Here is a 22,978-nt window from a genome sequence, read left to right on the forward strand (position 1 = left end):
GCGGGGGGGGGGCCTTTTTTTATGTCTTGAACTAACCTGTCAGCATGTCCGGGCCGAGTTGCCACATAGACGCAGATCAAGCAAAGCGAGGGTTGTAGCCCGAACCAGGGGTAATCACCTTGTCAGTGTGTGGATTTGTTTCTTACCATGGCGGCCAATTTTTAGCGCCACAGACATTACTAATAGACGCCTGATCCAGCGGGCGAGAAGAAAGCTGATGGGAGAGGACTGAATGAGCAATGACGGCGTCAACGCAGGCCGGCGCCGCTTCCTCGTAGCTGCCACATCCGTGGTGGGGGCTGCGGGGGCAGTGGGGGCTGCGGTACCGTTCGTGGGGTCATGGTTCCCCAGTGCCAAGGCGAAAGCCGCTGGGGCACCGGTGAAGGTCAACATCGCCAAGGTTGAGCCCGGGCAGCAGATGGTTGCCGAATGGCGCGGTCAGCCGGTGTTCATCGTGCGACGAACGCAAGAGATCCTCGGCAATCTGAAAAAGATCACTGCAGACCTGTCCGACCCCGAGTCCAAGGCTTCGGTGCAGCCGACCTACGTCGATCCCGAGGTCCGCTCGATCAAGCCGGAAATCCTCATTCTCGTTGGCTTGTGCACCCACCTGGGGTGCTCGCCGACTTTCCGTCCGGAAGTCGCCCCCGCCGATCTCGGTCCGAAGTGGGTCGGTGGCTATTTCTGCCCTTGCCATGGCTCGCACTATGATCTGGCGGGTCGCGTCTACAAGTCGCAGCCAGCCCCGCTCAATTTGCCAGTGCCGCCGCACTCGTACGAGTCGGACGACATCATCGTCATCGGCGTCGATCAGGAGAACGCATGATGAGCAAGTTCATGGACTGGATTGATGCTCGCTTCCCCGCCACGAAAATGTGGGAAGACCACCTGAGCAAGTATTACGCGCCCAAGAACTTCAACTTCCTGTACTTCTTTGGCTCCCTCGCGTTGCTGGTGCTGGTCAACCAGATCGTCACGGGGGTCTGGCTGACCATGAGCTTCACGCCCTCGGCAGAAGAGGCCTTCGCCTCGGTCGAGTACATCATGCGCGATGTCGAGTACGGCTGGATTCTGCGCTATCTGCACTCCACCGGCGCCTCGGCGTTCTTCATCGTGGTCTACCTGCACATGTTCCGCGGGTTGCTCTACGGTTCGTACCAGAAGCCGCGTGAGCTGGTGTGGCTGTTCGGCATGCTGATCTACCTGGCGCTGATGGCCGAGGCCTTCATGGGTTACCTGCTGCCTTGGGGGCAGATGTCCTACTGGGGCGCCCAGGTGATCATCTCGCTGTTCGGTGCCATCCCGGTGATCGGCGATGATCTCACTCAATGGATCCGTGGTGACTACCTGATCTCAGGCATCACCCTGAACCGCTTCTTTGCCCTGCATGTGGTGGCGCTGCCGATCGTCATTCTCGGGCTTGTGGTGCTGCACATCCTGGCACTGCACGAGGTGGGCTCGAACAACCCGGACGGTGTCGACATCAAGAAGTACAAGGACGAGAACGGCGTACCGCTGGATGGCATTCCCTTCCACCCGTACTACACGGTCAAGGATATCGTCGGGGTCGTGGTATTCCTCTTCGTGTTCTGCGCCGTGGTGTTCTTCTTCCCGGAAATGGGTGGCTACTTCCTGGAAAAACCTAACTTCGAGCAGGCCAACGCCTTCAAGACCCCCGAGCACATTGCGCCGGTGTGGTACTTCACGCCCTTCTACGCGATCCTGCGGGCGGTGCCTGACAAGCTGTTCGGCGTCATCGCCATGGGCGCGGCGATCGCGGTGCTGTTCGTGTTGCCCTGGCTCGATCGCAGCCCGGTGCGCTCCATGCGCTACAAGGGTTGGTTGAGCAAGATCTTCCTGCTGGTGTTCTGCGTGGCCTTCATCATTCTCGGCGTGCTCGGTGTGCTGGCGCCTACGCCCGGACGGACCCTGCTGTCCCAGGTCTGCACCGTGCTGTATTTCGCCTACTTCCTGTTGATGCCGTTCTACACAAGGCTCGAGAAGACAAAACCGGTTCCGGAAAGGGTGACTGGCTGATGAAAAAGTTTATTGCAGTAATGTTCCTGGCATTGATGCCTGCCTTATCCTTTGCTGCCGAGCAGGGTGTGGAGCTGCAGAAGGTCGATATCGACCTGACCGACAAGGCCGCGTTGCAAGACGGGGCGCGCACCTTCGCCAACTATTGCATGGGTTGCCACAGCGCCAAGTTCCAGCGGTACGAGCGGGTTGCCGATGACCTGGGCATCCCCCACGAGCTGATGCTCGAAAAGCTGGTGTTCACGGGGGCCAAGATCGGCGATCACATGAAGATCGGCATGCAGCCCAGCGATGCCAAGACCTGGTTCGGTGCGGCGCCGCCTGATCTCACGTTGGTCGCCCGAGTGCGTGGCAACGATTGGCTGTACAGCTACCTGCACAGCTTCTACGAAGACAAGTCGCGCCCTTATGGGGTGAACAACAAGGTCTTCCCGAACGTGGGCATGCCCAACGTGCTGGTCGGGCTGCAGGGCAACCAGGTGATTGGCTGCAAGCAGATCCAGACAGTGGTCGACGGCAAGAAGCAATTCGACCCGCTGACTGGCAGTCCGTTGACCCATGAAGCCTGTGACCAGCTGACCATCGAGCCGAAATCCGGTACCCTGACGCCCGAGCAGTTCGACGAGAAGGTCAAGAACCTGGTGACCTTCCTGGCCTATTCGGCCAACCCGGTCAAACTGGAAAGTCAGCGCATCGGCACCTATGTCCTGCTATACCTGGCTTTCTTCTTCGTGTTCGCCTACTTGCTCAAGCGCGAATACTGGAAGGACGTGCACTGATCACGCAGTAGTTTCTGGTAGTTGAACGCGCCCTGGGGTGCTCCTGCGCAATCGCGAGGAGCCTCCCAGGGCGCGTTTGCATTTGCAGTTTCACAAGCATCCCCATGCGAGGAGGAGCTACATGGGCGCGACCAACAGGTTAGCCTGCTATTCCGACCCCGCTGACCATTATTCTCATCGGGTACGCCTCGTTCTCGCCGAGAAGGGCGTCAGTGTGCAGATCATCGACGTCATCGCCGATCGTCTGCCGCCCAAACTGATCGAAGTGAATCCCTATGGCAGCGTGCCAACCCTGGTCGATCGCGACCTGGCGTTGTACGAATCGACCGTGGTGATGGAATACCTCGAGGAGCGTTATCCTCATCCGCCGCTGATGCCGGTATACCCGGTGGCGCGCGGCAACAGCCGCCTGCTGATGCACCGTATCCAGCGTGACTGGTGTGCACTGGCCGATGTCATTCTCGATCCGCGTGCCGCCGAGGCAGCCCGCGGTGAGGCGCGCAAGTCCCTGCGCGAGAGTCTGACTGGTGTCTCGGCGCTGTTCGGCGAGTTTCCCTGCTTCATGAGCGAGGAGCAAAGCCTGGTCGATTGTTGTCTACTGCCCATACTCTGGCGATTGCCGGTACTGGGTATCGAGCTGCCGCGGCAAGCCAAGCCGCTGCTGGATTATATGGAGCGACAGTTCGCCCGCGAGCCTTTCCAGGCGAGCCTGTCTGCTGCTGAACGTGAAATGCGCAAGCTTTAAGGAGCCGTTGATGAACTCCAGTCGCCCCTATCTGGTTAGAGCACTGTACGAGTGGATCGTCGACAACGATTGCACCCCCCATATGCTGGTCAATGCCGAGTATCCGGCGGTCCAGGTGCCCCAGGGATTTGCCAGCGATGGCCAGATCGTCTTGAACATCTCGCCCAGTGCCGTGCGTAACCTGCACATGGACAACGAAGCGGTGAGCTTCGAGGGGCGGTTCAGTGGTGTAGCTCATTCGCTCTATGTGCCAGCTGGCGCAATTCTGGGTATCTATGCCCGTGAGAATGGCCAGGGCATGGTGTTCGAGCTGGAGCCGCCGTTGATGGGGGGCGAAGAGCTCGATGAGGAAGAAGGCGTCGAGCCTGATGATGATGGCCCGCCGGAAGGTGGTGGCCAGCCGCCGCGACCGACTGGACGACCGAGCTTGAAAGTGGTCAAGTAACAAAAAAGGCGATCCAGATGGATCGCCTTTTTTTTCAAGTTCGGATTACAGGTCCTTGATGGAGCGGACCTGATCCTTGTTGATACGGGTCGGCTTGCCATCGAGCTGCTTGAATTCATAGAAGCCGGAGTCACGGTCGAACTTCGGCGTGTCGGTGGTCTGCAGCTCGCGGCCATCGTTGAGGGTGATCACGCTCGGGGTAGAGCAGCCGGCCAGGGTGGCGAAGGCAGTAATGGCCAGGAGGGACAGCAGGGACTTCTTCATGGGTACTTCCTGAGGGGGTGAGGGTAATGCATGCCGTTGTCTGCGGTGCCCCAGCGCCGGGGCTGGGGGGCCGCTGGCAGTGTTAGTCGATGTACTCGAACAGCTTGACGATTTTCTGTACGCCAGACACACCCTGAACCACGTTGGTGGCGGCGTTGGCTTCCTGCTGGGTGACCAGGCCGAGCAGGTAGACGATTCCGTTCTCGGTGATCACCTTGATGCGTGAGCTGGGAACGTTGGCATCACCGATCATCTGGGTCTTGATCTTGGTGGTCAGCCAGGTGTCGTTGTTGCGTGCCAGGATCGACGAGGGCTGCATCACCTGCAGCTCGTTATGCACCTTCTTGACCCGTTGTACCTGGCCGGCGGTCTGCTCGGCGAGGCTCTTGAGGTCGGCGCGCGGCGTTTGACCGGCGAGCAGCACGATGCCGTTGTAGCTGCTGACGACGATGTGCGAGCCCTTGTCCAGGTCGGGGCTTGCCTTGGCGACGTTGACCGAAACCTTGGTTTCGATCAGCGAATCGTCGATCTTGCTACCGATGGTGCGGGTGCCGCGATCATCTTCGATCGGCGAGTTGCGGGTCGAGGTCAATACCGAGCTGCAACCGGAAATACCGAGGCACAGGGTCAGGGCCATGAGGCCGAGGCGCTTGGGGATCATTCTTCACTCCCGAACAGTTGGCTGTCGATCAGATCGCACAGGCAATGGATCGCCAGCAGGTGGACTTCCTGGATACGCGCAGTGACCGTGGAGGGGACGCGGATCTCCACATCCTCGGGCAGCAGCAGCGAAGCCATACCGCCGCCGTCACGTCCGGTCAATGCTACGACAATCATTTCACGATCATGTGCGGCCTGGATCGCCTGGATCACGTTGGCCGAGTTGCCGCTGGTGGAGATCGCCAGCAGTACGTCGCCGGGTTGGCCCAGGGCGCGGATCTGCTTGGAGAAGACTTCGTTGTAGCTGTAGTCGTTGGCGATCGAGGTGATGGTCGAGCTGTCGGTGGTCAGGGCGATGGCTGGCAGGCTCGGACGCTCGCGCTCGAAGCGGTTGAGCAGTTCCGAGGAGAAATGCTGGGCGTCGCCCGCCGAGCCACCGTTGCCGCAGGCGAGCATCTTGCCCTCGTTGAGCAGCGCGTTGACCATGACCAGGCTGGCCTGCTCGATGTGCGGTGCCAGGATGTCCATTGCCTGTTGCTTGGTATCGATGCTGGCCTGGAACAGCCGGCGAATTCGGGATTGCATGTCCATCTGGTGTGACCTTAAGTGCGGCGGAGGCCTGCGCGACGCGCGACAGGGGCCAGCCCGCGAAACATAGAGCAAAGAAATCGGAATGGGTTCAGCATTCGAAGGCGTTTTTCAGCCATTGAAGCGGCCGACCTGCATGGTGGCTGCCCTGCAGGGCGACTACGTCGAAGCGGCAGGGGTGATCGGCCCAGCGGGACTCCTTCAGCAGGAACAGGTTGGCGGCAAGCGCCAGGCGTTTCTGCTTGCGCGCGTCGATACTTTCGAGCGCTCCGCCGAAATCCGCGTGCAAGCGGTAGCGGACTTCGACGAATACTACTGTATCGGCGTCGAGCATGACCAGATCAAGCTCGCCTCCCTTGCATCGCCAGTTACGCGTCAGCAGTTGCAGGCCTTGCCCTCGAAGATACTCGAGGGCCTGGTTTTCTGCCGCGAGCCCGGCGCTTGTGGGGGAGGCGTCGGGCATCAGCGTGCAGTATCCGGCAGGCGCTTGACCTGACCGCCGGAGAATTCGGCCCATGGCAGTTGGCGTTCGATACGCTGGTTGGCGTTGATGCTCAGGCTGCCGGACAGGCCCTCGACGCGGTTGTCAGGCAGCGCCTTGAGCTGGCCCAGGCGTGGCGCCAGGCTGTAGGCATCGACACCCATGGCGTACAGGCGACCCAGGCTGCCGGCAGCTTGAGGCCACTGCTGCACGACTTGCTGACGCAGGCTGTTGGTGTTGTCCAGCAACCAGGGGGTTTCGCAGAAGCGGATGCCGTTCATGTCGTTGTACTGGTTCACGTCACCACTGGCGCTGTAGAGGTTGGAGGTGGCGTAGACCGGTACGTCACCCGCGTACTGGAAGTTGAGGGTCGGCTTGATCTGCTGGGCCTGCTGCGGGGTGGCGGCGAGGAAGATGAAATCGATGTCCTGGCGACGCGATGGTTGTGCGGCGACATTACCACCCACGGCGCTCTGCAGGCTCTTGGCACGACCTTCGCTCTGGCGCAGCTGGAACAGGTCGGCGATCTGTTGGGCCAGGGCGACTGGCTGGGCGATGCGCTCGGCAGCGAGCAGGGTGCCGCCGTTGCCTTCCCAGTCCTGGCGGAAAGCTGCGAGCACGCGGTCACCCCATTCGCCGCTCGGCACCAGGGCCACGGCGCGGACCAGGCCGTCTGCGCGGGCACGGCGAGAGACTTCGCGAGCTTCGTCCTCGGCGGCGAGGCCGAACTGGAACAGTTGTGGTGGCGATTTCTGCCCGGCCTCGGCGTAGTTCAGTGCCAGGGTGGTGATGGGCAGTTGCGGGTAGTCGGCGAGTTTCTTCACCAGTGGTTTTTCGAGCGGACCGATCACCAGCTGTACGCCGGCCGCCTGGGCCTGGCGATAGAAGTCGTCCAGCGAGGTGAGGCGCGAGCTGTCGAAAACCTGAACCGCCGGCGCTGGCTGGCCGGATTGCTGGGCCTGGAAATGGGCCGCCATGAAGCCGTCGCGCAGCGCGCGGGCTACACCGGCGAGCGGGCCTTCCTGTGGCAGCAGCAGGGCGATCTTGGTCAGCGGCTGGCTGGCCAGTTGCTTGAGCTTGACCAGTGCGTCAGGCAACTGCTTGGCGGCCGGATGATCGGCATGTTGCTGGCGCCAGCTGTCGATGGCGGCCTGTTGCTGCTCCAGGGTGCCGGCGCTCTTGACCGCCAGGGCCAGGCTGGTCCAGCCGGCGAGGGTCGGGTTGCTGGTTGGTTGCTGCAGCTGGTCGGCGGGCAGCGAGGCTACCAGCGACCAGATGGCATCGTTGTTCTTGGTTGCGTCCGGGCCGCTGAGCAGCGGAGCCAGCAAGATGCGCTGCTGGGCCGCAGGAAGTGCCTGGCCGTCGGCTTCGAGGGCTGCAGCATGCACGCTGTAGGTGCGCACCTGCTGCTCTTCGGGGAGCTCGCCGACGCGTTGCAGGCTCGGGTGCGACAGGGCGCCGAGGGCGGCCTTGGGCTGGTTGCGGCTCATCGCCAGCTCGGCAGCCAGGGTGCTGGCGAACACCTGTTGGGCGGGTTTGAGCGTGTCCAGTGGAACCTGCTCGAGGATGCGTGCGGCGCGTGGGAAGTCCTTCTGCCGGTAGGCCATGTCGGCGGCGCTCAGGCGCAGCAGCGCGGCGTCTTCGGCGGACTTGCTGGAAGCCGCCTTCTCGAGCAGTTGCTCGATGCTGGCGTCCGGGGTGCGTGGCAGTTCGCCCAGGCTGGATGAGGGCGAGCTGGCGCAGGCTGCCAGCAGGGCAGCGAGACAGAGGGCTGTGAGCAGCCGCAGGCAAGCGATCATGTAAGGGTCCTGTTACTCGATCAAGTTGGCCGGCAATTGTACCCAAGCGCTGGCCGGGGCGCGATCTTGCTGACGCTGATCCTTCACTATAGGTCGCATGTCAGGGGGGGCGGCCAAGTTCTTTGCGCCTTGTTGCGGGCGCTCGGGCTACAATAGCGCCTTTGATCGGCAAGGCAGGTGTGTGCAGTGACTGATGTTGCAGGGGTTCCAAAATCCATAGCGGGTACGCTTTACGTCGTTGCGACGCCCATCGGCAACCTCGACGACATGAGCGCCCGGGCACTCAAGGTGCTGGCCGGCGTGGCGCTGATCGCCGCCGAGGATACCCGCCACTCGGTGCGTCTGCTGCAGCATTTCGGCATCGAGACGCCGCTGGCGGCCTGCCATGAGCACAACGAGCGCGACGAAGGCAGTCGCTTCATTACGCGCTTGCTGGCGGGTGACGATGTGGCGCTGGTGTCCGACGCCGGCACGCCGCTGATTTCCGATCCGGGCTATCACCTGGTGCGCCAGGCGCGTGCTGCCGGGGTGAAGGTGGTGCCGGTGCCAGGGGCGTGCGCGCTGATCGCTGCGCTGTCGGCGGCGGGGCTGCCCTCTGATCGCTTCATTTTCGAAGGCTTCCTACCGGCGAAGGCTGTCGGGCGCCGTGCGCGTCTGGAGCAGGTCAAGGAAGAACCTCGGACCTTGATCTTCTATGAAGCGCCGCATCGTATCCTTGAGTGCTTGGAAGACATGGAGGCGGTATTCGGCGGTGAGCGCCCGGCTGTACTGGCGCGAGAGCTGACCAAGACGTTCGAGACGCTCAAGGGCTTGCCGCTGGCCGAGTTGCGCGCCTTTGTCGCAGCTGACGCCAATCAGCAGCGTGGTGAGTGCGTGGTGCTGGTGGCGGGCTGGAGTGCGCCGCAAGACGACCAGGCGATCAGTAGCGACGCCATGCGTGTATTGGATCTGTTGCTGGCAGAATTACCGCTCAAGCGGGCGGCCGCATTGGCGGCGGAAATTACCGGGGTGCGTAAGAATCTTCTTTATCAAGCAGCGCTGGATAAACAGAAAAGCCATTAATGGCGTAATGATATTATTTGCGGTATTGCTTGTTCTTGATCGCGCCTGCCGTTACCCTTGTCGGCGGAGAGTCGATCGGACAGTCGCTGCCTGTTTTTGTTCCGCAAAATCAGGGGGAGGAAAGTCCGGGCTCCGCAGGGCAGAGTGCCAGGTAACGCCTGGGAGGCGCGAGCCTACGGAAAGTGCCACAGAAAACAACCGCCTAAGCACTTCGGTGCCGGTAAGGGTGAAAAGGTGCGGTAAGAGCGCACCGCACGGCTGGCAACAGTTCGTGGCTAGGTAAACCCCACTCGGAGCAAGACCAAATAGGGTTCCATACGGCGTGGCCCGCGTCGGAACCGGGTAGGTTGCTAGAGGCGTCCAGTGATGGCCGTCGTAGAGGAATGACTGTCCTCGACAAAACCCGGCTTACAGATCGACTCTCCTCCCCCTCTCTTCCTGCTTGAATCGATAGCAGATCCTTCCTGGTAATGCCGAAAAGTTCTTACTCTTGATAATTCACTTTAACTTCACACTCTATCCGTTTGAGTGCGCTTGATTTTTTCCGCCAATTTTTTCTTCCGGTAGTCCTTCCTCCTTCCTTTGTTGCGCTAAATCTCGGTCCTGTAAGGGTTTTCCCTATGAACGCGCCTTGACGGTGTGGCGGACGGATTCCTATAGTGTGCGCAAGTGGCAGAAAGTGGGATGAAGTGGGTTTTCTGGCACAAAAAAGTTACCATTGTGGGGAATCGCAGCCGTGTTCCGCGGAGCCAACGCCGTCAGCCTCGATGCAAAGGGCCGTCTCGCCATGCCGAGCCGGTACCGTGACGAGCTCGATTCGCGTTGCAATGGTCAACTTATCGTGACCATCGACGCTGTTGACCCCTGCTTGTGTGTTTATCCCCTCGATGAGTGGGAGCAGATAGAAGCCAAGTTGCGTGCCTTGCCGTCGCTGCGTGAGGAAAACCGCCGCCTGCAGCGTTTGCTGATCGGTAATGCGGTGGACCTGGAGCTCGATGGCAGTGGTCGTTTCCTGGTTCCGCCCCGTTTGCGTGAGTACGCCAAGCTCGACAAGAAGGCGATGCTGGTGGGGCAACTGAACAAATTCCAGCTGTGGGATGAGGATGCCTGGAACGCGGTTTCGGCAGCCGACCTCGCAGCTATTCAACAACCGGGCGCCATGCCCGATGAACTGCGTGACCTGATCCTGTGACGATAGATAGCGGCTTCAACCACATCACCGTATTGCTCGACGAAGCTGTCGAGGCATTGGCCCTGCGCGCCGACGGTTGCTATCTGGACGGGACCTTTGGTCGCGGTGGGCACAGTCGTCTCATTCTCAGCAAGCTCGGGCCGCAAGGGCGGCTGCTGGGCTTCGACAAAGATCCACAGGCGATTGCCACGGGGCAAGCGCTGGCGGCCGAAGACGGCCGCTTTGTCATTGTGCAGCGCAGCTTCGCCGAACTGGGTGATGAAGTGCGCGCGCGCGGGCTGGACGGCAAGGTCAGCGGTATCCTGCTCGACCTGGGTGTCTCCTCGCCGCAGCTGGACGATCCTGAGCGCGGCTTCAGTTTCCTCAACGATGGCCCGCTGGACATGCGCATGAATCCGGGCCAGGGCATCAGCGCCGCCGAGTTCATCGCCACCGCGCCCGTCGAAGAAATAGCCCGCGTGTTCAAGGAGTACGGCGAGGAGCGTTTTGCCGGTCGCATGGCGCGTGCGGTGGTCGAGCGTCGCGAGAAGCAGCCGTTCACCCGTACCGCCGACCTGGCCGAAGTGCTCAAGGTCGCCAACCCTGCTTGGGAGAAGGGCAAGAACCCGGCGACTCGCGCCTTCCAGGGGCTGCGCATTCACGTCAATAACGAACTGGGCGATCTGGAGGCCGGCCTCGACGCCGCGCTCGAGGCGCTGGAAGTCGGCGGCCGCCTGGCGGTGATCAGCTTCCACTCGCTGGAAGACCGCATCGTCAAACTGTTCATGCGCAAGCTGGTCAAGGGCGAAGCGGATAACCTGCCACGCAACCTGCCGGTGCAGCACAAGGCCTTCGAGCCTCGTATCAAGCTGATCGGCAAGGCGCAGTTCGCCTCCGATGCAGAACTCAAGGCCAACCCGCGTGCGCGCAGCGCCGTCATGCGCGTGGCGGAGAAGCTGCGGTGAGTCGCCTGTTCGCCAAGCCATTGCCAGGCGGAAGCTTCCTGATGCTTCTGCTGTTCGTTGGCGTGCTGGTGTCGGCCATCGCTGTCTCCTACAGCGCTCACTGGAACCGCCAGTTGCTCAACACGCTCTACAACGAGCTGAGCGAGCGCGACAAGGCCCAGGCTGAGTGGGGGCGCCTGATTCTCGAGCAGAGCACCTGGACTGCCCACAGCCGTATCGAAAACCTGGCTGCCGGCCAGTTGAAGATGCGCGTACCCAACGCTGACGAAGTGCGGATGGTGACGCCATGATGAAGCTCGAGGGTGCACTCTACCCCTGGCGCTTCCGGGTCGTCGTAGGCCTGCTGGCGTTGATGGTCGGCGCGATCAGCTGGCGGATCATCGACCTGCAGGTGGTCGACCGAGACTTCCTCAAGGGGCAGGGCGATGCTCGCAGCCTGCGCCATATCCCGATTCCTGCGCACCGTGGCCTGATTACCGACCGCAATGGCGAGCCTCTGGCCGTCAGTACGCCGGTCACCACGCTCTGGGCCAACCCCAAGGAGATGCAGGCGTCCAAGGACCGTTGGCCGCAACTGGCCGCTGTGCTGGGGCAGAACCCGCAGCAACTGATCGAGCGCCTCACCCAGCAGGCCAACAAGGAATTCATCTACCTGGTTCGCGGCCTCACCCCCGAGCAGGGCCAGCAGGTACTCGACCTTAAAGTGCCCGGTGTCTATGGCCTCGAAGAATTCCGCCGCTTCTATCCGGCGGGCGATGTCACGGCGCACATGGTGGGTTTCACCGACCTGGACGACCATGGTCGTGAAGGTGTCGAGCTCGCCTATGACGAGTGGCTGGCCGGGGTGCCTGGCAAACGTCAGGTGATCAAGGACCGGCGCGGCCGCCTGATCAAGGATATTCAAGTCACCAAGAACGCCAAGGCCGGTAAGACCTTGGCGTTGTCGATAGATCTGCGCCTGCAGTACCTGGCGACTCGCGAGCTGCGCAACGCCATCGCCGAACAGGACGCCAAGGCCGGCAGCCTGGTGATCATGGACGTCAAGACCGGCGAGGTCCTGGCGATGGTCAACCAGCCAACGTACAACCCCAACAACCGCCGCAGCATGTTCCCGGCAGCCATGCGTAACCGGGCGATCATCGATGTGTTCGAGCCAGGTTCCACGGTCAAGCCGATTTCCATGAGTGCGGCGCTGCAGAGCGGGCGCTGGAAACCCACCGACAAGGTCGAGGTGTATCCGGGCAGCCTGCAGATTGGTCGCTACACGATCAAGGACGTGTCCAAGAGCGAGGGCCCGATCCTCGACCTGACCGGCATCCTGATCAACTCCAGTAACGTCGGCATGAGCAAGATCGCCTTCGATATCGGTGGCGAAGCCATCTACCGCGTGATGTCGCAGGTTGGCCTGGGGCAGTACACCGGCCTGGGATTCCCGGGTGAGCGCGTGGGCAACCTGCCCAACCATCGTGAGTGGCGCAAGGCCGAGACAGCCACGCTCTCCTATGGATACGGCGTATCGGTCACCGCCCTGCAGTTGGTTCACGCCTACGCCGCGCTGGCCAACGACGGCAAGATGGTGCCGCTGTCAATTCTCAAGGTCGACAAGACGCCGGAAGCCGTGCAAGCCATTCCGAAGGAAACCGCCAAGACCATTCAGGGCATGTTGCAGCAGGTGATCGAGGCGCCGCGCGGTGTGTTCCGCGCCCAGGTGCCGTTCTACCACGTTGCCGGCAAGTCGGGCACCGCGCGCAAGGCCACGGTCGGCTCCAAGGGATACACCGAAAACGCCTACCGTTCGCTGTTTGCCGGTTTCGGCCCGATGAGCGACCCGCGCTACGCCATCGTCGTGGTCATCGACGAGCCGGGCAAAGGCGGTTACTTCGGTGGTCTGGTCTCGGCGCCGGTGTTCAGCAAGGTCATGTCCGGCACTCTGCGGCTGATGAACGTGCCGCCGGATAACCTGCCGCCCGCGAACGTGCAGCAGGCCAGTGCAGTACCCGCCAAGGGAGGGCGTGGTTGATGACAATGCCATTGAGCAAGCTTTTCGCCCATGCCAGCCGCGATCCGTTGATTCGCGAGCTGACACTCGACAGCCGCCAGGTGCGGCCGGGTGATCTGTTCCTGGCGGTGCCGGGTGCCAAGGTCGATGGCCGCGACCACATCGCCGACGCGCTTGCCCGCGGTGCTGCCGCCATTGCCTATGAAGAGCAGGGCGCCACGGTGCTGCCGCTCACTGACGTGCCGCTGATTCCGGTCAAGGGCCTGATCGCGCAACTGTCGGCCATCGCCGGCCGTTTCTATGGCGAGCCGAGCCGCCAGCTCAACCTGGTCGGCGTGACCGGCACCAACGGCAAGACCAGCGTGACGCAATTGCTCGCCCAGGCCCTCGACCAGTTGGGCCAGCGCTGCGGTCTGATCGGCACCTTGGGCACCGGTTTCTTCGGTGACTTGCAGAGCGGCCGCCTGACCACGCCGGACCCGATTGCCGTGCAAGCTACGCTCAACGACCTCAAGAAGGGCGGTGCCAAGGCCGTGGCGATGGAAGTGTCTTCCCACGCCCTGGAGCAGGGACGCGTGGCGGCGCTGGCCTTCGATATCGCGGTGATGACCAACCTGTCGCGCGATCACCTGGACTACCACGGCAGCATGGAGGCCTACGAGGCCGCCAAGGCCAAGCTGTTCGCATGGCCGAGCCTGCGCTGCCAGGTGGTCAACCTGGACGATGCCTTTGGTCGTCGTCTGGCCGAAGACTTTGCCCGCCGCCCGAGTGCCGATCATATCGAGACCCGGATGCTCAGCTATAGCCTGGAAAACCCGGACGCCTCGCTGTTCTGCCGCGAAGCCCACTTCGACGATGATGGCGTGCGCGCCATCATCGTCACCGCTCAAGGCGAACGCACACTGCGCAGCCAACTGCTCGGGCGCTTCAACCTGAGCAACATGCTGGCCGCCGTAGCCACGTTGCTGGCGCTGGATTACTCGCTGGACGAAATACTGAAAGTCACCCCGCAACTGCAGGGGCCTGTCGGTCGCATGCAGCGCCTGGGTGGTGGTGCCAAGCCGCTGGTGGTGGTCGACTACGCCCACACCCCCGACGCACTGGAGAAGGTGCTCGAAGCCCTGCGCCCGCACGCCCACGGCAAGCTGCTGTGCCTGTTCGGCTGCGGCGGGGATCGCGATCGCGGCAAGCGTCCGCTGATGGCCGAGGTGGCCGAGCGTCTGGCCGACCGCGTACTGGTCACCGACGACAACCCACGTACCGAGGATCCGCTGCGGATCTTCGATGACATTCGCCCAGGTTTCGCCAAGGCTGCCGACGCCGAGTTCGTCGCCGGTCGCGGCCAGGCCATCGCACACCTGATCGCCACCGCTGCCGCCGACGATGTGATCGTGCTGGCCGGCAAGGGGCACGAGGATTACCAGGAGATCAATGGCGAGCGCCTTGATTTCTCCGATCTGGTCGAAGCCGAGAAGGCACTTTCAGCCTGGGGGGCTCCACATGATTAAGCCCATGACACTCAGCCAGCTGACTACAGCACTGAGTGCTCGTCTGGTCGGTGCCGACGCCACCTTCAACGGTGTCAGCATCGACAGCCGCAGCGTGGCTGCGGGGCAACTGTTCATTGCACTGACCGGCCCGCGTTTCGATGGTCACGACTACCTTGCCGATGTGAAGGCCAGGGGGGCCGTGGCCGCGTTGGTCGAGCGCGAAATCGCCGATGTCGACCTGCCGCAACTGCTTGTTGCCGATTGTCGTGTGGCACTGGGCCAGTTGGGCGCGCTCAATCGCGCCGCCTTCGACAAGCCGGTGGTCGCCATCACAGGCTCCAGCGGCAAGACCACGGTCAAGGAGATGCTGGCTTCCATCCTGCGTACCCGCGGTCTTGTGCATGCCACCCGTGGCAACCTGAACAACGACCTCGGCGCTCCACTGACGTTGCTGGAGATCGCGCCCGAACACAGCGCTGCGGTGATCGAGCTGGGCGCTTCGCGCATCGGCGAGATTCGCTACACCGTTGGTCTCACTCAGCCGCAAGTCGTCATCCTCAACAACGCTGGCACCGCCCACGTGGGTGAGTTCGGCGGCCCGGAGAAGATCGTCGAGGCCAAGGGCGAGATTCTCGAGGGCTTGGGCGAGGGCGGTATCGCCGTGCTCAATCTCGACGACAAGGCCTTTGACATCTGGCGCAAGCGCGCCGGTGCGCACCAGGTGCTGAGCTTCGCCCTGACCAACGAGAAGGCCGACTTCCATGCCAGCGACATCGGTCGCGACGCGCGCGGCTGCCCTTCGTTCACCCTGCACGGTCCGAGCGGCAGTGCGCCGGTACAGTTGAACCTGCTCGGTACGCATAACGTCAGCAACGCCCTGGCCGCCGCTGCTGCCGCACATGCCGTGGGCGTGAGCCTGCCGGGTATCGCTGCCGGCCTGGCCGCAGTGCAGCCGGTCAAGGGCCGTTCCGTGGCGCAGATCGCGCCCAGCGGTGCGCGGGTGATCGACGACACCTACAACGCAAATCCCACCTCGATGTGTGCCGCCATTGATATACTCGCCGGCTTTTCCGGACGCACCGTCCTGGTGCTCGGGGATATCGGCGAACTGGGGCAATGGGCCGAGGAAGGCCACCGTCAGGTGGGCGACCATGCGCGCGGCAAGGTCGATGCCTTGTACGCGACGGGCACCAACATGGTTCATGCGGTCCAGGCGTTCGGCGCCAATGGCCGCCATTTCGCTACTCAAGCTGAGCTGATCGACGCCGTTCGTGCCGAGAGCGTCAGCGATACCACTATCTTGATCAAGGGCTCGCGCAGCGCTGCGATGGAAAACGTCGTGGCTGCTCTGTGTGGTGCCAGCGGGGAGAAACATTAATGCTGCTGCTGTTGGCTGAGTATCTGCAACAGTTCTACAAGGGCTTCGCGGTCTTCCAGTACCTGTCCCTGCGCGGGATCCTGGGTGTGTTGACGGCGTTGTCCCTGGCACTGTGGCTGGGGCCCTGGATGATTCGTACCCTGCAGATTCGCCAGATCGGTCAGGCCGTGCGTAACGACGGCCCGCAATCGCACCTGTCCAAGTCCGGCACCCCGACCATGGGCGGTGCGCTGATCCTGTCCGCTATCGCCATCAGCACTTTGCTGTGGGCCGACCTGACCAATCGCTATGTCTGGGTGGTGCTGATCGTCACCCTGCTGTTCGGCGCCATCGGCTGGGTCGACGACTACCGCAAGGTGATCGAGAAGAACTCCCGCGGCCTGCCGAGCCGCTGGAAGTATTTCTGGCAGTCGGTATTTGGCCTCGGGGCTGCGGTCTTCCTCTACATGACTGCACCGACCAGCGTCGAAACCACGCTGATCGTGCCGTTCCTCAAGGACTTCACCATCCCACTGGGCGTCGGCTTCGTCGTGCTGACCTACTTCGTCATCGTCGGCTCGAGCAACGCGGTCAACCTGACCGACGGCCTCGACGGCCTGGCGATCATGCCGACGGTGATGGTGGGCGGTGCGCTCGGTATTTTCTGCTATCTGTCGGGCAACGTGAAGTTCGCCGAATACCTGCTGATCCCTTATGTACCGGGCTCGGGCGAGCTGATCGTGTTCTGCGGTGCGCTGATCGGCGCAGGCCTGGGCTTCCTCTGGTTCAACACCTACCCGGCGCAAGTCTTCATGGGTGACGTCGGTGCCCTGGCACTGGGCGCCGCGCTGGGCACCATCGCCGTGATCGTCCGCCAGGAAATCGTGCTGTTCATCATGGGCGGCATCTTCGTGGTGGAAACCCTTTCGGTGGTGATCCAGGTGGCCTCGTTCAAGTTGACCGGCAAGCGCGTGTTTCGCATGGCGCCGATTCACCACCATTTCGAACTCAAGGGTTGGCCCGAGCCGCGGGTGATCGTCCGATTCTGGATCATCACCGTGATTCTGGTGCTGATCGGCCTTGCCACCCTGAAACTGAGGTAAACGAGCGTGTCACTGATCGCTTCCGACCAATTCCGCATCGTTGTCGGCCTCGGCAAGAGCGGCATGTCCCTGGTTCGCTTCCTGGCGAACCGGGGCATCGCCTTTGCGGTCGCCGATACCCGCGAGCAACCGCCGGAACTGGACACCCTGCGCCGTGAATACCCGCAGGTGGAAGTGCGCTGTGGTGAACTGGATGTGGACTTCCTGTGCCGCGCCAACGAGCTTTACGTCAGCCCCGGCCTGGCACTGGCTACCCCGGCGTTGCAGCAGGCCGCCGCACGAGGCGTCAAGCTCTCCGGTGATATCGAACTGTTCGCCCGCCATGCCAAGGCGCCGATCATCGCGATCAGCGGCTCGAACGCCAAGAGCACCGTGACCACCCTGGTCGGCGAGATGGCTGCCAAGGCCGGCAAGCGCGTCGCTGTCGGTGGCAACCTCGGTACGCCGGCGCTGGACCTGCTCGACGATGCAGTCGAGTTGTATGTGATGGAGCTGTCGAGCTTCCAGCTGGAGACCACCGACCAGCTCAACGCCGAAGTGGCGACCGTACTGAATATCAGCGAAGACCACATGGATCGCTACAGTGGCCTGCCGGCCTATCACCTGGCCAAGCACCGCATCTTCCGGGGTGCGCGCCAAGTGGTGGTGAACCGTCAGGATGCCCTGAGCCGGCCGCTGCCGGTCGAGGGCATTCCATGCTGGACCTTCGGCCTCAACACCCCCGACTTCAAGGCCTTCGGCCTGCGTGATGTTGCGGGCGAGAAACACCTGGCATTCGAGTTCTGCACCCTGATGCCCGTGCGCGATCTGAAGATCCGCGGTGCGCACAACCAGAGCAATGCCCTGGCCGCCCTGGCCCTGGGCCATGCCGCCGGTCTGCCGTTCGAGCCGATGCTCGAAGCCCTGCGCGAGTTCAAGGGCCTTGTCCATCGCTGCCAGTGGATCCGCGAGCGTAATGGCGTGAACTGGTACGACGATTCCAAGGCCACCAACGTCGGTGCGGCACTGGCCGCCATCGAGGGCCTGGGCGCCGATATCGATGGCAAGCTGGTCCTGATCGCTGGCGGTGACGGCAAGGGGGCGGACTTCTCTGCTCTGCGCGAGCCGGTGGGCAAGCATTGCCGCGCCGTGGTGTTGCTGGGGCGTGACGCCGAGCGCCTGGCCGAGACCTTCGGCGACAGCGTGCCGCTGGTGCGGGTCAAGACCCTGGACGAAGCCGTGCAGCGCTGCGCCGAGCTCGCCCAGCCAGGTGACGCGGTGCTGCTGTCGCCGGCCTGCGCCAGCCTCGACATGTTCAAGAATTTTGAAGAGCGCGGGCGGCTGTTCGCCCAGGCGGCGGAGGGGCTGGCATGATCTTCGGTATCCTCAAGCCCTATCCCTCGCCGCTGATCAGCGGTCGTGGCATCGACCTGGACTTCCCGCTGCTGGCGGGCTGCCTGGCCCTGCTTGGCCTGGGCCTGGTGATGATCACCTCGGCCTCCTCGGAAGTCGCCGCGGTGCAGTCGGGCAACCCGCTTTACCACATGATCCGCCACCTGGTGTACGTCGCCCTGGGGCTGGGAGCCTGCGGCCTGACCATGATGGTGCCGATCGCCACCTGGCAGCGCATGGGCTTCCTCATGCTGATCGGCGCCTTCGGCCTGCTGGTGCTGGTGCTGGTACCAGGCATCGGCCGGGAGGTGAACGGTTCGATGCGCTGGATTGGTTTCAGCTTCTTCAACGTCCAGCCGTCGGAAATCGCCAAGGTCTTCGTGGTCATCTACCTCGCAGGTTACCTGGTGCGTCGTCAGACCGAGGTGCGCGAGAGCTGGATGGGCTTCTTCAAGCCGTTCATCGTTTTGCTGCCCATGGCCGGCCTGCTGCTGATGGAGCCTGACTTCGGCGCCACCGTGGTGATGATGGGCGCTGCGGCGGCCATGCTGTTCCTCGGTGGGGTGGGGCTGTTCCGCTTCTCGCTGATGGTGGTGCTGGCGGTGGTCGCGGTGTTCATTCTGGTTCAGGCGCAACCCTACCGGATGGCGCGCTTGATCACCTTCACCGACCCCTGGTCCGACCAGTTCGGTTCGGGCTACCAGCTGACCCAGGCACTGATTGCCTTCGGTCGTGGCGAGTGGCTGGGCGTCGGCCTGGGCAACAGCGTACAGAAACAGTTCTATCTGCCCGAGGCGCACACCGACTTCGTGTTCTCGGTGCTGGCCGAAGAGCTTGGCGTGGTTGGCTCGCTGTGCACCGTGGCGCTGTTCGTGTTCGTCACCATCCGTGCCTTGTACATCGGCCTGTGGGCCGAGAAGGCCAAGCAGTTCTTCGCCGCCTACATGGCCTTCGGCCTGGCCTTCCTGTGGATCGGCCAGTTCCTGATCAACATTGGTGTGAACGTGGGCCTGCTGCCGACCAAGGGGCTGACGCTGCCATTCCTCAGCTACGGGGGCAGCTCGCTGGTGATCTGCTGCGCCTGTGTGGGGCTGTTGCTGCGTATCGAGTGGGAGAGTCGAACGCACCTGGGCAGCGAGGAACACGAGTTCAAAGAGAGCGATTTTGCCGAGGAGACCAGTCATGGCCGCTGATGGCAAGAACGTACTGATCATGGCCGGTGGCACCGGGGGGCATGTGTTCCCGGCCCTGGCCTGCGCCCGCGAATTCCAGGCGCGCGGCTACAGCGTGCATTGGCTGGGTACGCCACGGGGTATCGAGAACGAACTGGTTCCCCAGGCCGGCTTGCCGCTGCACCTGATCCAGGTCAGCGGGCTGCGTGGCAAGGGCAAGCTGTCGCTGCTCAAGGCGCCGTTCACCCTGGTCAAGGCCGTGCTGCAGGCGCGGCGCATCATTCGTGAGCTCAAGCCGGTGTGCGTGCTGGGCTTTGGCGGCTATGTCACAGGCCCTGGCGGTGTTGCCGCGCGGCTGTGCGGTGTGCCGCTGGTGATTCACGAACAGAATGCCCGCGCGGGTACCGCCAATCGGCTGCTGGTGCCACTGGCCGCACGAGTCTGCGAAGCTTTCCCCGACACCTTCGCTGCCAGCGAAAAACGTCGGACTACCGGTAACCCGGTGCGCCCGGAACTGTTCCTGGAAGCGCCCCGTGCGGCACTTGCCGAGCGTCGTGCGCGCCTTCTGGTGCTCGGAGGCAGCCTCGGTGCGGAACCATTGAACAAATTGCTGCCTAAGGCCCTGTCCGAAGTGACTGCAGACCTGCGTCCAGAGGTGTTCCACCAGGCTGGCAAGCAACATGCGTCGATCACCGCCGAGCGTTATCGCGAGGCCGGGATCGAGGCTCAGGTAGAGCCTTTCATCAAAGACATGGCCCACGCTTATGGCTGGGCCGACATGGTGGTGTGCCGGGCCGGCGCCCTGACCGTCAGCGAACTCGCGGCGGCGGGCCTGCCCTCGATGCTGGTGCCCTTGCCCCACGCGATCGACGATCACCAGACCCACAACGCCCAATATCTGGCTCGCGAAGGTGCTGCCTTCCTGCTGCCACAAGCGACAACTGGCGCAGCGCAGCTCGCTGAACGCCTGAACGAGGTGCTGATGCAACCCGAGAAACTCAACACCATGGCCGGCACTGCACGTCGCCTGGCCAAGCCTGCTGCAACCAGCACCGTGGTCGATATCTGCCTGGAGGTGGCCCATGGTTGAAAGCCAGAAAGCCATGCCGCAGCCCAAGATGGGCCGCATTCGTCGCATTCACTTCGTCGGTATCGGCGGCGTGGGCATGTGCGGTATCGCCGAAGTGCTGCTGAACCTGGGCTACGAAGTGTCCGGTTCCGACCTCAAGGCCTCGCCGGTCACCCAGCGCCTGGAGTCGTTCGGCGCCGAAATTTTCGTGGGTCACCGTGCCGAGAACGCTGCCACCGCCGATGTACTGGTGGTTTCCAGCGCAATCAATCCGGCCAACCCTGAAGTTGCCACCGCGCTCGAGCGCCGTATCCCGGTGGTGCCGCGTGCCGAAATGCTGGCCGAGCTGATGCGCTACCGCCACGGCATCGCCGTCGCCGGTACCCACGGCAAGACCACCACCACCAGCCTGCTGGCCTCGGTGTTCGCTGCCGGCGGCCTGGATCCGACCTTCGTCATCGGTGGCCGTCTGACCGCCGCTGGCACCAACGCCCAGCTCGGTACCAGCCGCTACCTGATCGCCGAAGCCGATGAAAGCGATGCCAGCTTCCTGCACCTGCAGCCGATGGTCGCCGTCGTCACCAATATCGACGCCGACCACATGGCAACCTACGAAGGTGACTTCAACAAGCTGAAGAAGACCTTCGTCGAGTTCCTGCACAACCTGCCGTTCTACGGTCTGGCCGTGATGTGCCTGGACGATCCGGTCGTGCGCGAGATCCTGCCTCAGGTCAAGCGCCCCACCGTCACCTATGGCTTCAGCGAAGAGGCCGACATCCGCGCCATCAATGTGCGCCAGCAGGGCATGCAGACGCATTTCACCGTGCTGCGTCGCGACTGCGAGCCGCTGGAAGTGTCGGTGAACATGCCGGGCAACCACAACGTGCTCAACGCCCTGGCCACCATCGCCATCGCCACCGACGAGGGCATCAGTGACGATGCCATCATCCAGGGGCTGTCGGGCTTCCAGGGTGTGGGGCGACGCTTCCAGGTGTATGGCGAGCTGCCAGTCGAAGGCGGCAGCGTGATGCTGGTCGACGACTATGGCCATCACCCCACCGAAGTGGCGGCGGTGATCAAGGCCGTGCGCGGTGGTTGGCCGAGCCGGCGCCTGGTCATCGTCTACCAGCCGCACCGCTACAGCCGCACCCGCGATCTTTACGACGACTTCGTGCAGGTGCTGGGTGATGCCAACGTGCTGCTGCTGATGGAAGTCTATCCGGCCGGCGAGGAGCCGATCCCCGGCGCCGACAGCCGCCAGCTGTGCCACAGCATCCGCCAGCGCGGCAAGCTGGACCCGATCTACATCGAACGTGGCGCTGAGCTTGCGCCACTGGTCAAGCCGCTGCTGCGCGCCGGTGACATCCTGATCTGCCAGGGTGCCGGCGATGTGGGTGGCCTGGCCCCGCAACTGATGAAAAGCCCGCTGTTCGCTGGCGCTGTCGCCAAGCAGGAGAAACCGCTGTGAGTACCGCCTACGACAAACTGCACTCCACGCTCGACGTCAAGGCCTTCGGCCGCGTCGCCGTGCTCTATGGCGGCAAGAGCGCCGAGCGCGAGGTTTCGCTCAAGTCGGGTGCGGCGGTGATCGAGGCGCTGACCTCGGCCGGTGTGGATGTGGTTGCCATCGATGTGGGCGACGATCTGCTCGCGCGCCTGCAAAGCGAGAAGATCGACCGTGCCTTCATCATTCTTCACGGCCGCGGTGGTGAAGACGGCAGCATGCAAGGCTTGCTCGAGTGCCTGGGCATTCCCTACACCGGCAGCGGCATCCTCGCCTCGGCACTGGCCATGGACAAGCTGCGCACCAAGCAGGTGTGGCAGAGCCTGGGTATCCCGACCCCGCGTCACGCCGTGCTGGCCAGCGAAAGCGACTGTGTCGAGGCTGGCAAGGAACTGGGCTTCCCGCTGATCGTCAAACCGGCGCATGAAGGTTCCAGCATCGGCATGGCCAAGGTGAACAGTGTCGAAGAGCTTGTTGCCGCCTGGCAGGACGCCGCCCGCTACGACTCGCAGGTGCTGGTCGAGCAGTGGATCCATGGCCCGGAGTTCACCATTGCGGTGCTGCGCGGGCAGGTGCTGCCACCGATCGCACTGGGTACGCCGCACGTGTTCTACGACTACGACGCCAAGTACATCGCCAACGACACCCAGTACCGCATTCCCTGCGGCCTGGACGCCGGCAAGGAACAGGAACTGATGGACCTGACTGCACGCGCCTGCGATGCCATCGGCATCGAGGGCTGGGGCCGTCTGGATGTAATGCAGGACGAGCAGGGCCGGTTCTGGCTGCTCGAAGTCAACACCGCACCTGGCATGACTGATCATAGCCTGGTGCCCATGGCGGCCCGCGCGGCCGGTCTGGACTTCCAGCAACTGGTGCTGGCGATCCTGGCCGAAAGCGTAGCGACGCGAGGTTAA

General features: G+C 63.0%; 23 protein-coding genes and 1 other RNA gene. 19 read left to right on the forward strand and 5 right to left on the reverse strand.

Annotated features, from left to right (window positions below):
* Positions 1-232 precede the first annotated feature (232 nt).
* The 5 genes from petA (at position 233) to HU729_RS12735 (ending at position 4,006) form a co-directional block, all read left to right on the forward strand.
* On the forward strand, positions 233-826 hold the full coding sequence (gene petA / locus HU729_RS12715; RefSeq protein ID WP_054893990.1) for a ubiquinol-cytochrome c reductase iron-sulfur subunit: 594 nt from the start codon (positions 233-235) through the stop codon (positions 824-826).
* Entirely contained in the window at positions 826-2,037 is a 1,212-nt protein-coding gene (locus tag HU729_RS12720; protein ID WP_186710305.1) for a cytochrome bc complex cytochrome b subunit, read from the forward strand. The genes petA and HU729_RS12720 overlap by 1 nt, the downstream gene beginning before the upstream one ends.
* Positions 2,037-2,816 (forward strand): cytochrome c1, encoded by a 780-nt coding sequence (locus HU729_RS12725; RefSeq protein ID WP_054893992.1) that lies wholly within the window; start codon positions 2,037-2,039, stop codon positions 2,814-2,816. The genes HU729_RS12720 and HU729_RS12725 overlap by 1 nt, the downstream gene beginning before the upstream one ends.
* A 121-nt stretch (positions 2,817-2,937) precedes the next feature.
* On the forward strand, positions 2,938-3,561 hold the full coding sequence (locus tag HU729_RS12730; RefSeq protein ID WP_063546019.1) for a glutathione S-transferase N-terminal domain-containing protein: 624 nt from the start codon (positions 2,938-2,940) through the stop codon (positions 3,559-3,561).
* A 10-nt stretch (positions 3,562-3,571) separates the two neighbouring features.
* On the forward strand, positions 3,572-4,006 hold the full coding sequence (locus tag HU729_RS12735) for a ClpXP protease specificity-enhancing factor (protein WP_186668066.1): 435 nt from the start codon (positions 3,572-3,574) through the stop codon (positions 4,004-4,006).
* 45 nt (positions 4,007-4,051) lie between these two features.
* Here HU729_RS12735 and HU729_RS12740 read toward each other — a convergent pair whose 3' ends face one another.
* From HU729_RS12740 to HU729_RS12760, 5 genes are all read right to left on the reverse strand, one after another.
* Positions 4,052-4,270, reverse strand: coding sequence for a YgdI/YgdR family lipoprotein (locus HU729_RS12740; RefSeq protein ID WP_186668064.1), 219 nt, complete (start codon positions 4,268-4,270; stop codon positions 4,052-4,054).
* Positions 4,271-4,352: 82 nt separating this feature from the next.
* Complete coding sequence (locus HU729_RS12745; protein WP_063546017.1) at positions 4,353-4,931, reverse strand: BON domain-containing protein; 579 nt, start codon at positions 4,929-4,931, stop codon at positions 4,353-4,355.
* On the reverse strand, positions 4,928-5,521 hold the full coding sequence (locus HU729_RS12750; RefSeq protein ID WP_054893997.1) for a phosphoheptose isomerase: 594 nt from the start codon (positions 5,519-5,521) through the stop codon (positions 4,928-4,930). The genes HU729_RS12745 and HU729_RS12750 overlap by 4 nt, the downstream gene beginning before the upstream one ends.
* A gap of 88 nt (positions 5,522-5,609) precedes the next feature.
* Positions 5,610-5,981 (reverse strand): YraN family protein, encoded by a 372-nt coding sequence (locus tag HU729_RS12755; RefSeq protein ID WP_186668062.1) that lies wholly within the window; start codon positions 5,979-5,981, stop codon positions 5,610-5,612.
* Entirely contained in the window at positions 5,981-7,798 is a 1,818-nt protein-coding gene (locus HU729_RS12760) for a penicillin-binding protein activator (RefSeq protein WP_186668060.1), read from the reverse strand. Before HU729_RS12760 ends, HU729_RS12755 begins: the two co-directional genes overlap by 1 nt.
* A 186-nt stretch (positions 7,799-7,984) precedes the next feature.
* Here HU729_RS12760 and rsmI point away from each other — a divergent pair, with 186 nt between their 5' ends.
* The 14 genes from rsmI to HU729_RS12830 all read left to right on the forward strand — a co-directional run bounded on the left by rsmI (position 7,985) and on the right by HU729_RS12830 (position 22,978).
* Entirely contained in the window at positions 7,985-8,860 is an 876-nt protein-coding gene (gene rsmI, locus HU729_RS12765; protein ID WP_186668058.1) for a 16S rRNA (cytidine(1402)-2'-O)-methyltransferase, read from the forward strand.
* A 67-nt stretch (positions 8,861-8,927) separates the two neighbouring features.
* An RNA gene (gene rnpB, locus HU729_RS12770) (RNase P RNA component class A) lies at positions 8,928-9,287 on the forward strand.
* Between the two features lie 309 nt (positions 9,288-9,596).
* Positions 9,597-10,052: a division/cell wall cluster transcriptional repressor MraZ gene (gene mraZ, locus HU729_RS12775; protein WP_004575120.1), complete on the forward strand. Its 456-nt coding sequence runs from the start codon at positions 9,597-9,599 to the stop codon at positions 10,050-10,052.
* Positions 10,053-10,054: 2 nt separating this feature from the next.
* On the forward strand, positions 10,055-10,996 hold the full coding sequence (rsmH, locus tag HU729_RS12780; protein WP_186668406.1) for a 16S rRNA (cytosine(1402)-N(4))-methyltransferase RsmH: 942 nt from the start codon (positions 10,055-10,057) through the stop codon (positions 10,994-10,996).
* The gene (gene ftsL / locus HU729_RS12785) at positions 10,993-11,286 is read left to right on the forward strand and encodes a cell division protein FtsL (protein ID WP_054894001.1); all 294 of its coding nucleotides are present in this window, start codon (positions 10,993-10,995) and stop codon (positions 11,284-11,286) included. The genes rsmH and ftsL overlap by 4 nt, the downstream gene beginning before the upstream one ends.
* Positions 11,286-13,016 carry a penicillin-binding protein 2 gene (locus tag HU729_RS12790; RefSeq protein WP_186710316.1) on the forward strand — a complete coding sequence of 577 codons (1,731 nt, stop codon included), beginning with the start codon at positions 11,286-11,288 and terminating at the stop codon, positions 13,014-13,016. Before ftsL ends, HU729_RS12790 begins: the two co-directional genes overlap by 1 nt.
* Positions 13,016-14,503 carry a UDP-N-acetylmuramoyl-L-alanyl-D-glutamate--2,6-diaminopimelate ligase gene (locus HU729_RS12795; protein WP_186668050.1) on the forward strand — a complete coding sequence of 496 codons (1,488 nt, stop codon included), beginning with the start codon at positions 13,016-13,018 and terminating at the stop codon, positions 14,501-14,503. Before HU729_RS12790 ends, HU729_RS12795 begins: the two co-directional genes overlap by 1 nt.
* Positions 14,496-15,863 carry a UDP-N-acetylmuramoyl-tripeptide--D-alanyl-D-alanine ligase gene (gene murF, locus HU729_RS12800; RefSeq protein WP_186710307.1) on the forward strand — a complete coding sequence of 456 codons (1,368 nt, stop codon included), beginning with the start codon at positions 14,496-14,498 and terminating at the stop codon, positions 15,861-15,863. Before HU729_RS12795 ends, murF begins: the two co-directional genes overlap by 8 nt.
* A complete protein-coding gene (mraY, locus tag HU729_RS12805; protein WP_054894005.1) occupies positions 15,863-16,945 on the forward strand; it encodes a phospho-N-acetylmuramoyl-pentapeptide-transferase in 1,083 nt (360 codons plus the stop codon). The genes murF and mraY overlap by 1 nt, the downstream gene beginning before the upstream one ends.
* A gap of 6 nt (positions 16,946-16,951) precedes the next feature.
* The gene (gene murD / locus HU729_RS12810) at positions 16,952-18,298 is read left to right on the forward strand and encodes a UDP-N-acetylmuramoyl-L-alanine--D-glutamate ligase (RefSeq protein WP_186710309.1); all 1,347 of its coding nucleotides are present in this window, start codon (positions 16,952-16,954) and stop codon (positions 18,296-18,298) included.
* Positions 18,298-19,509 (forward strand): putative lipid II flippase FtsW, encoded by a 1,212-nt coding sequence (gene ftsW, locus HU729_RS12815; RefSeq protein WP_186668402.1) that lies wholly within the window; start codon positions 18,298-18,300, stop codon positions 19,507-19,509. Before murD ends, ftsW begins: the two co-directional genes overlap by 1 nt.
* Positions 19,499-20,578: an undecaprenyldiphospho-muramoylpentapeptide beta-N-acetylglucosaminyltransferase gene (gene murG / locus HU729_RS12820; protein ID WP_186710311.1), complete on the forward strand. Its 1,080-nt coding sequence runs from the start codon at positions 19,499-19,501 to the stop codon at positions 20,576-20,578. The genes ftsW and murG overlap by 11 nt, the downstream gene beginning before the upstream one ends.
* Positions 20,571-22,025 (forward strand): UDP-N-acetylmuramate--L-alanine ligase, encoded by a 1,455-nt coding sequence (murC, locus tag HU729_RS12825; protein WP_054894009.1) that lies wholly within the window; start codon positions 20,571-20,573, stop codon positions 22,023-22,025. The genes murG and murC overlap by 8 nt, the downstream gene beginning before the upstream one ends.
* Entirely contained in the window at positions 22,022-22,978 is a 957-nt protein-coding gene (locus HU729_RS12830; RefSeq protein WP_186668037.1) for a D-alanine--D-alanine ligase, read from the forward strand. The genes murC and HU729_RS12830 overlap by 4 nt, the downstream gene beginning before the upstream one ends.

The sequence above is a fragment of the Pseudomonas sp. RW10S2 genome, from assembly GCF_014268985.1.
Classification (GTDB): Bacteria; Pseudomonadota; Gammaproteobacteria; order Pseudomonadales; family Pseudomonadaceae; genus Aquipseudomonas; species Aquipseudomonas wayambapalatensis.

Excerpts from the sequence above, each read along its gene's own strand:
- murC (WP_054894009.1), top strand. The coding sequence starts at position 20,571 with ATGGTTGAAAGCCAGAAAGCCATGCCGCAGCCCAAGATGGGCCGCATT.
- murG (WP_186710311.1), top strand. The coding sequence starts at position 19,499 with ATGGCCGCTGATGGCAAGAACGTACTGATCATGGCCGGTGGCACCGGG.
- HU729_RS12720 (WP_186710305.1), top strand. The coding sequence starts at position 826 with ATGAGCAAGTTCATGGACTGGATTGATGCTCGCTTCCCCGCCACGAAA.
- mraY (WP_054894005.1), top strand. The coding sequence starts at position 15,863 with ATGCTGCTGCTGTTGGCTGAGTATCTGCAACAGTTCTACAAGGGCTTC.
- HU729_RS12740 (WP_186668064.1), bottom strand. The coding sequence starts at position 4,270 with ATGAAGAAGTCCCTGCTGTCCCTCCTGGCCATTACTGCCTTCGCCACC.
- HU729_RS12790 (WP_186710316.1), top strand. The coding sequence starts at position 11,286 with ATGAAGCTCGAGGGTGCACTCTACCCCTGGCGCTTCCGGGTCGTCGTA.
- HU729_RS12795 (WP_186668050.1), top strand. The coding sequence starts at position 13,016 with ATGACAATGCCATTGAGCAAGCTTTTCGCCCATGCCAGCCGCGATCCG.
- HU729_RS12735 (WP_186668066.1), top strand. The coding sequence starts at position 3,572 with ATGAACTCCAGTCGCCCCTATCTGGTTAGAGCACTGTACGAGTGGATC.
- HU729_RS12760 (WP_186668060.1), bottom strand. The coding sequence starts at position 7,798 with ATGATCGCTTGCCTGCGGCTGCTCACAGCCCTCTGTCTCGCTGCCCTG.
- HU729_RS12725 (WP_054893992.1), top strand. The coding sequence starts at position 2,037 with ATGAAAAAGTTTATTGCAGTAATGTTCCTGGCATTGATGCCTGCCTTA.
- HU729_RS12730 (WP_063546019.1), top strand. The coding sequence starts at position 2,938 with ATGGGCGCGACCAACAGGTTAGCCTGCTATTCCGACCCCGCTGACCAT.
- murF (WP_186710307.1), top strand. The coding sequence starts at position 14,496 with ATGATTAAGCCCATGACACTCAGCCAGCTGACTACAGCACTGAGTGCT.
- HU729_RS12745 (WP_063546017.1), bottom strand. The coding sequence starts at position 4,931 with ATGATCCCCAAGCGCCTCGGCCTCATGGCCCTGACCCTGTGCCTCGGT.
- HU729_RS12750 (WP_054893997.1), bottom strand. The coding sequence starts at position 5,521 with ATGGACATGCAATCCCGAATTCGCCGGCTGTTCCAGGCCAGCATCGAT.
- HU729_RS12755 (WP_186668062.1), bottom strand. The coding sequence starts at position 5,981 with ATGCCCGACGCCTCCCCCACAAGCGCCGGGCTCGCGGCAGAAAACCAG.
- petA (WP_054893990.1), top strand. The coding sequence starts at position 233 with ATGAGCAATGACGGCGTCAACGCAGGCCGGCGCCGCTTCCTCGTAGCT.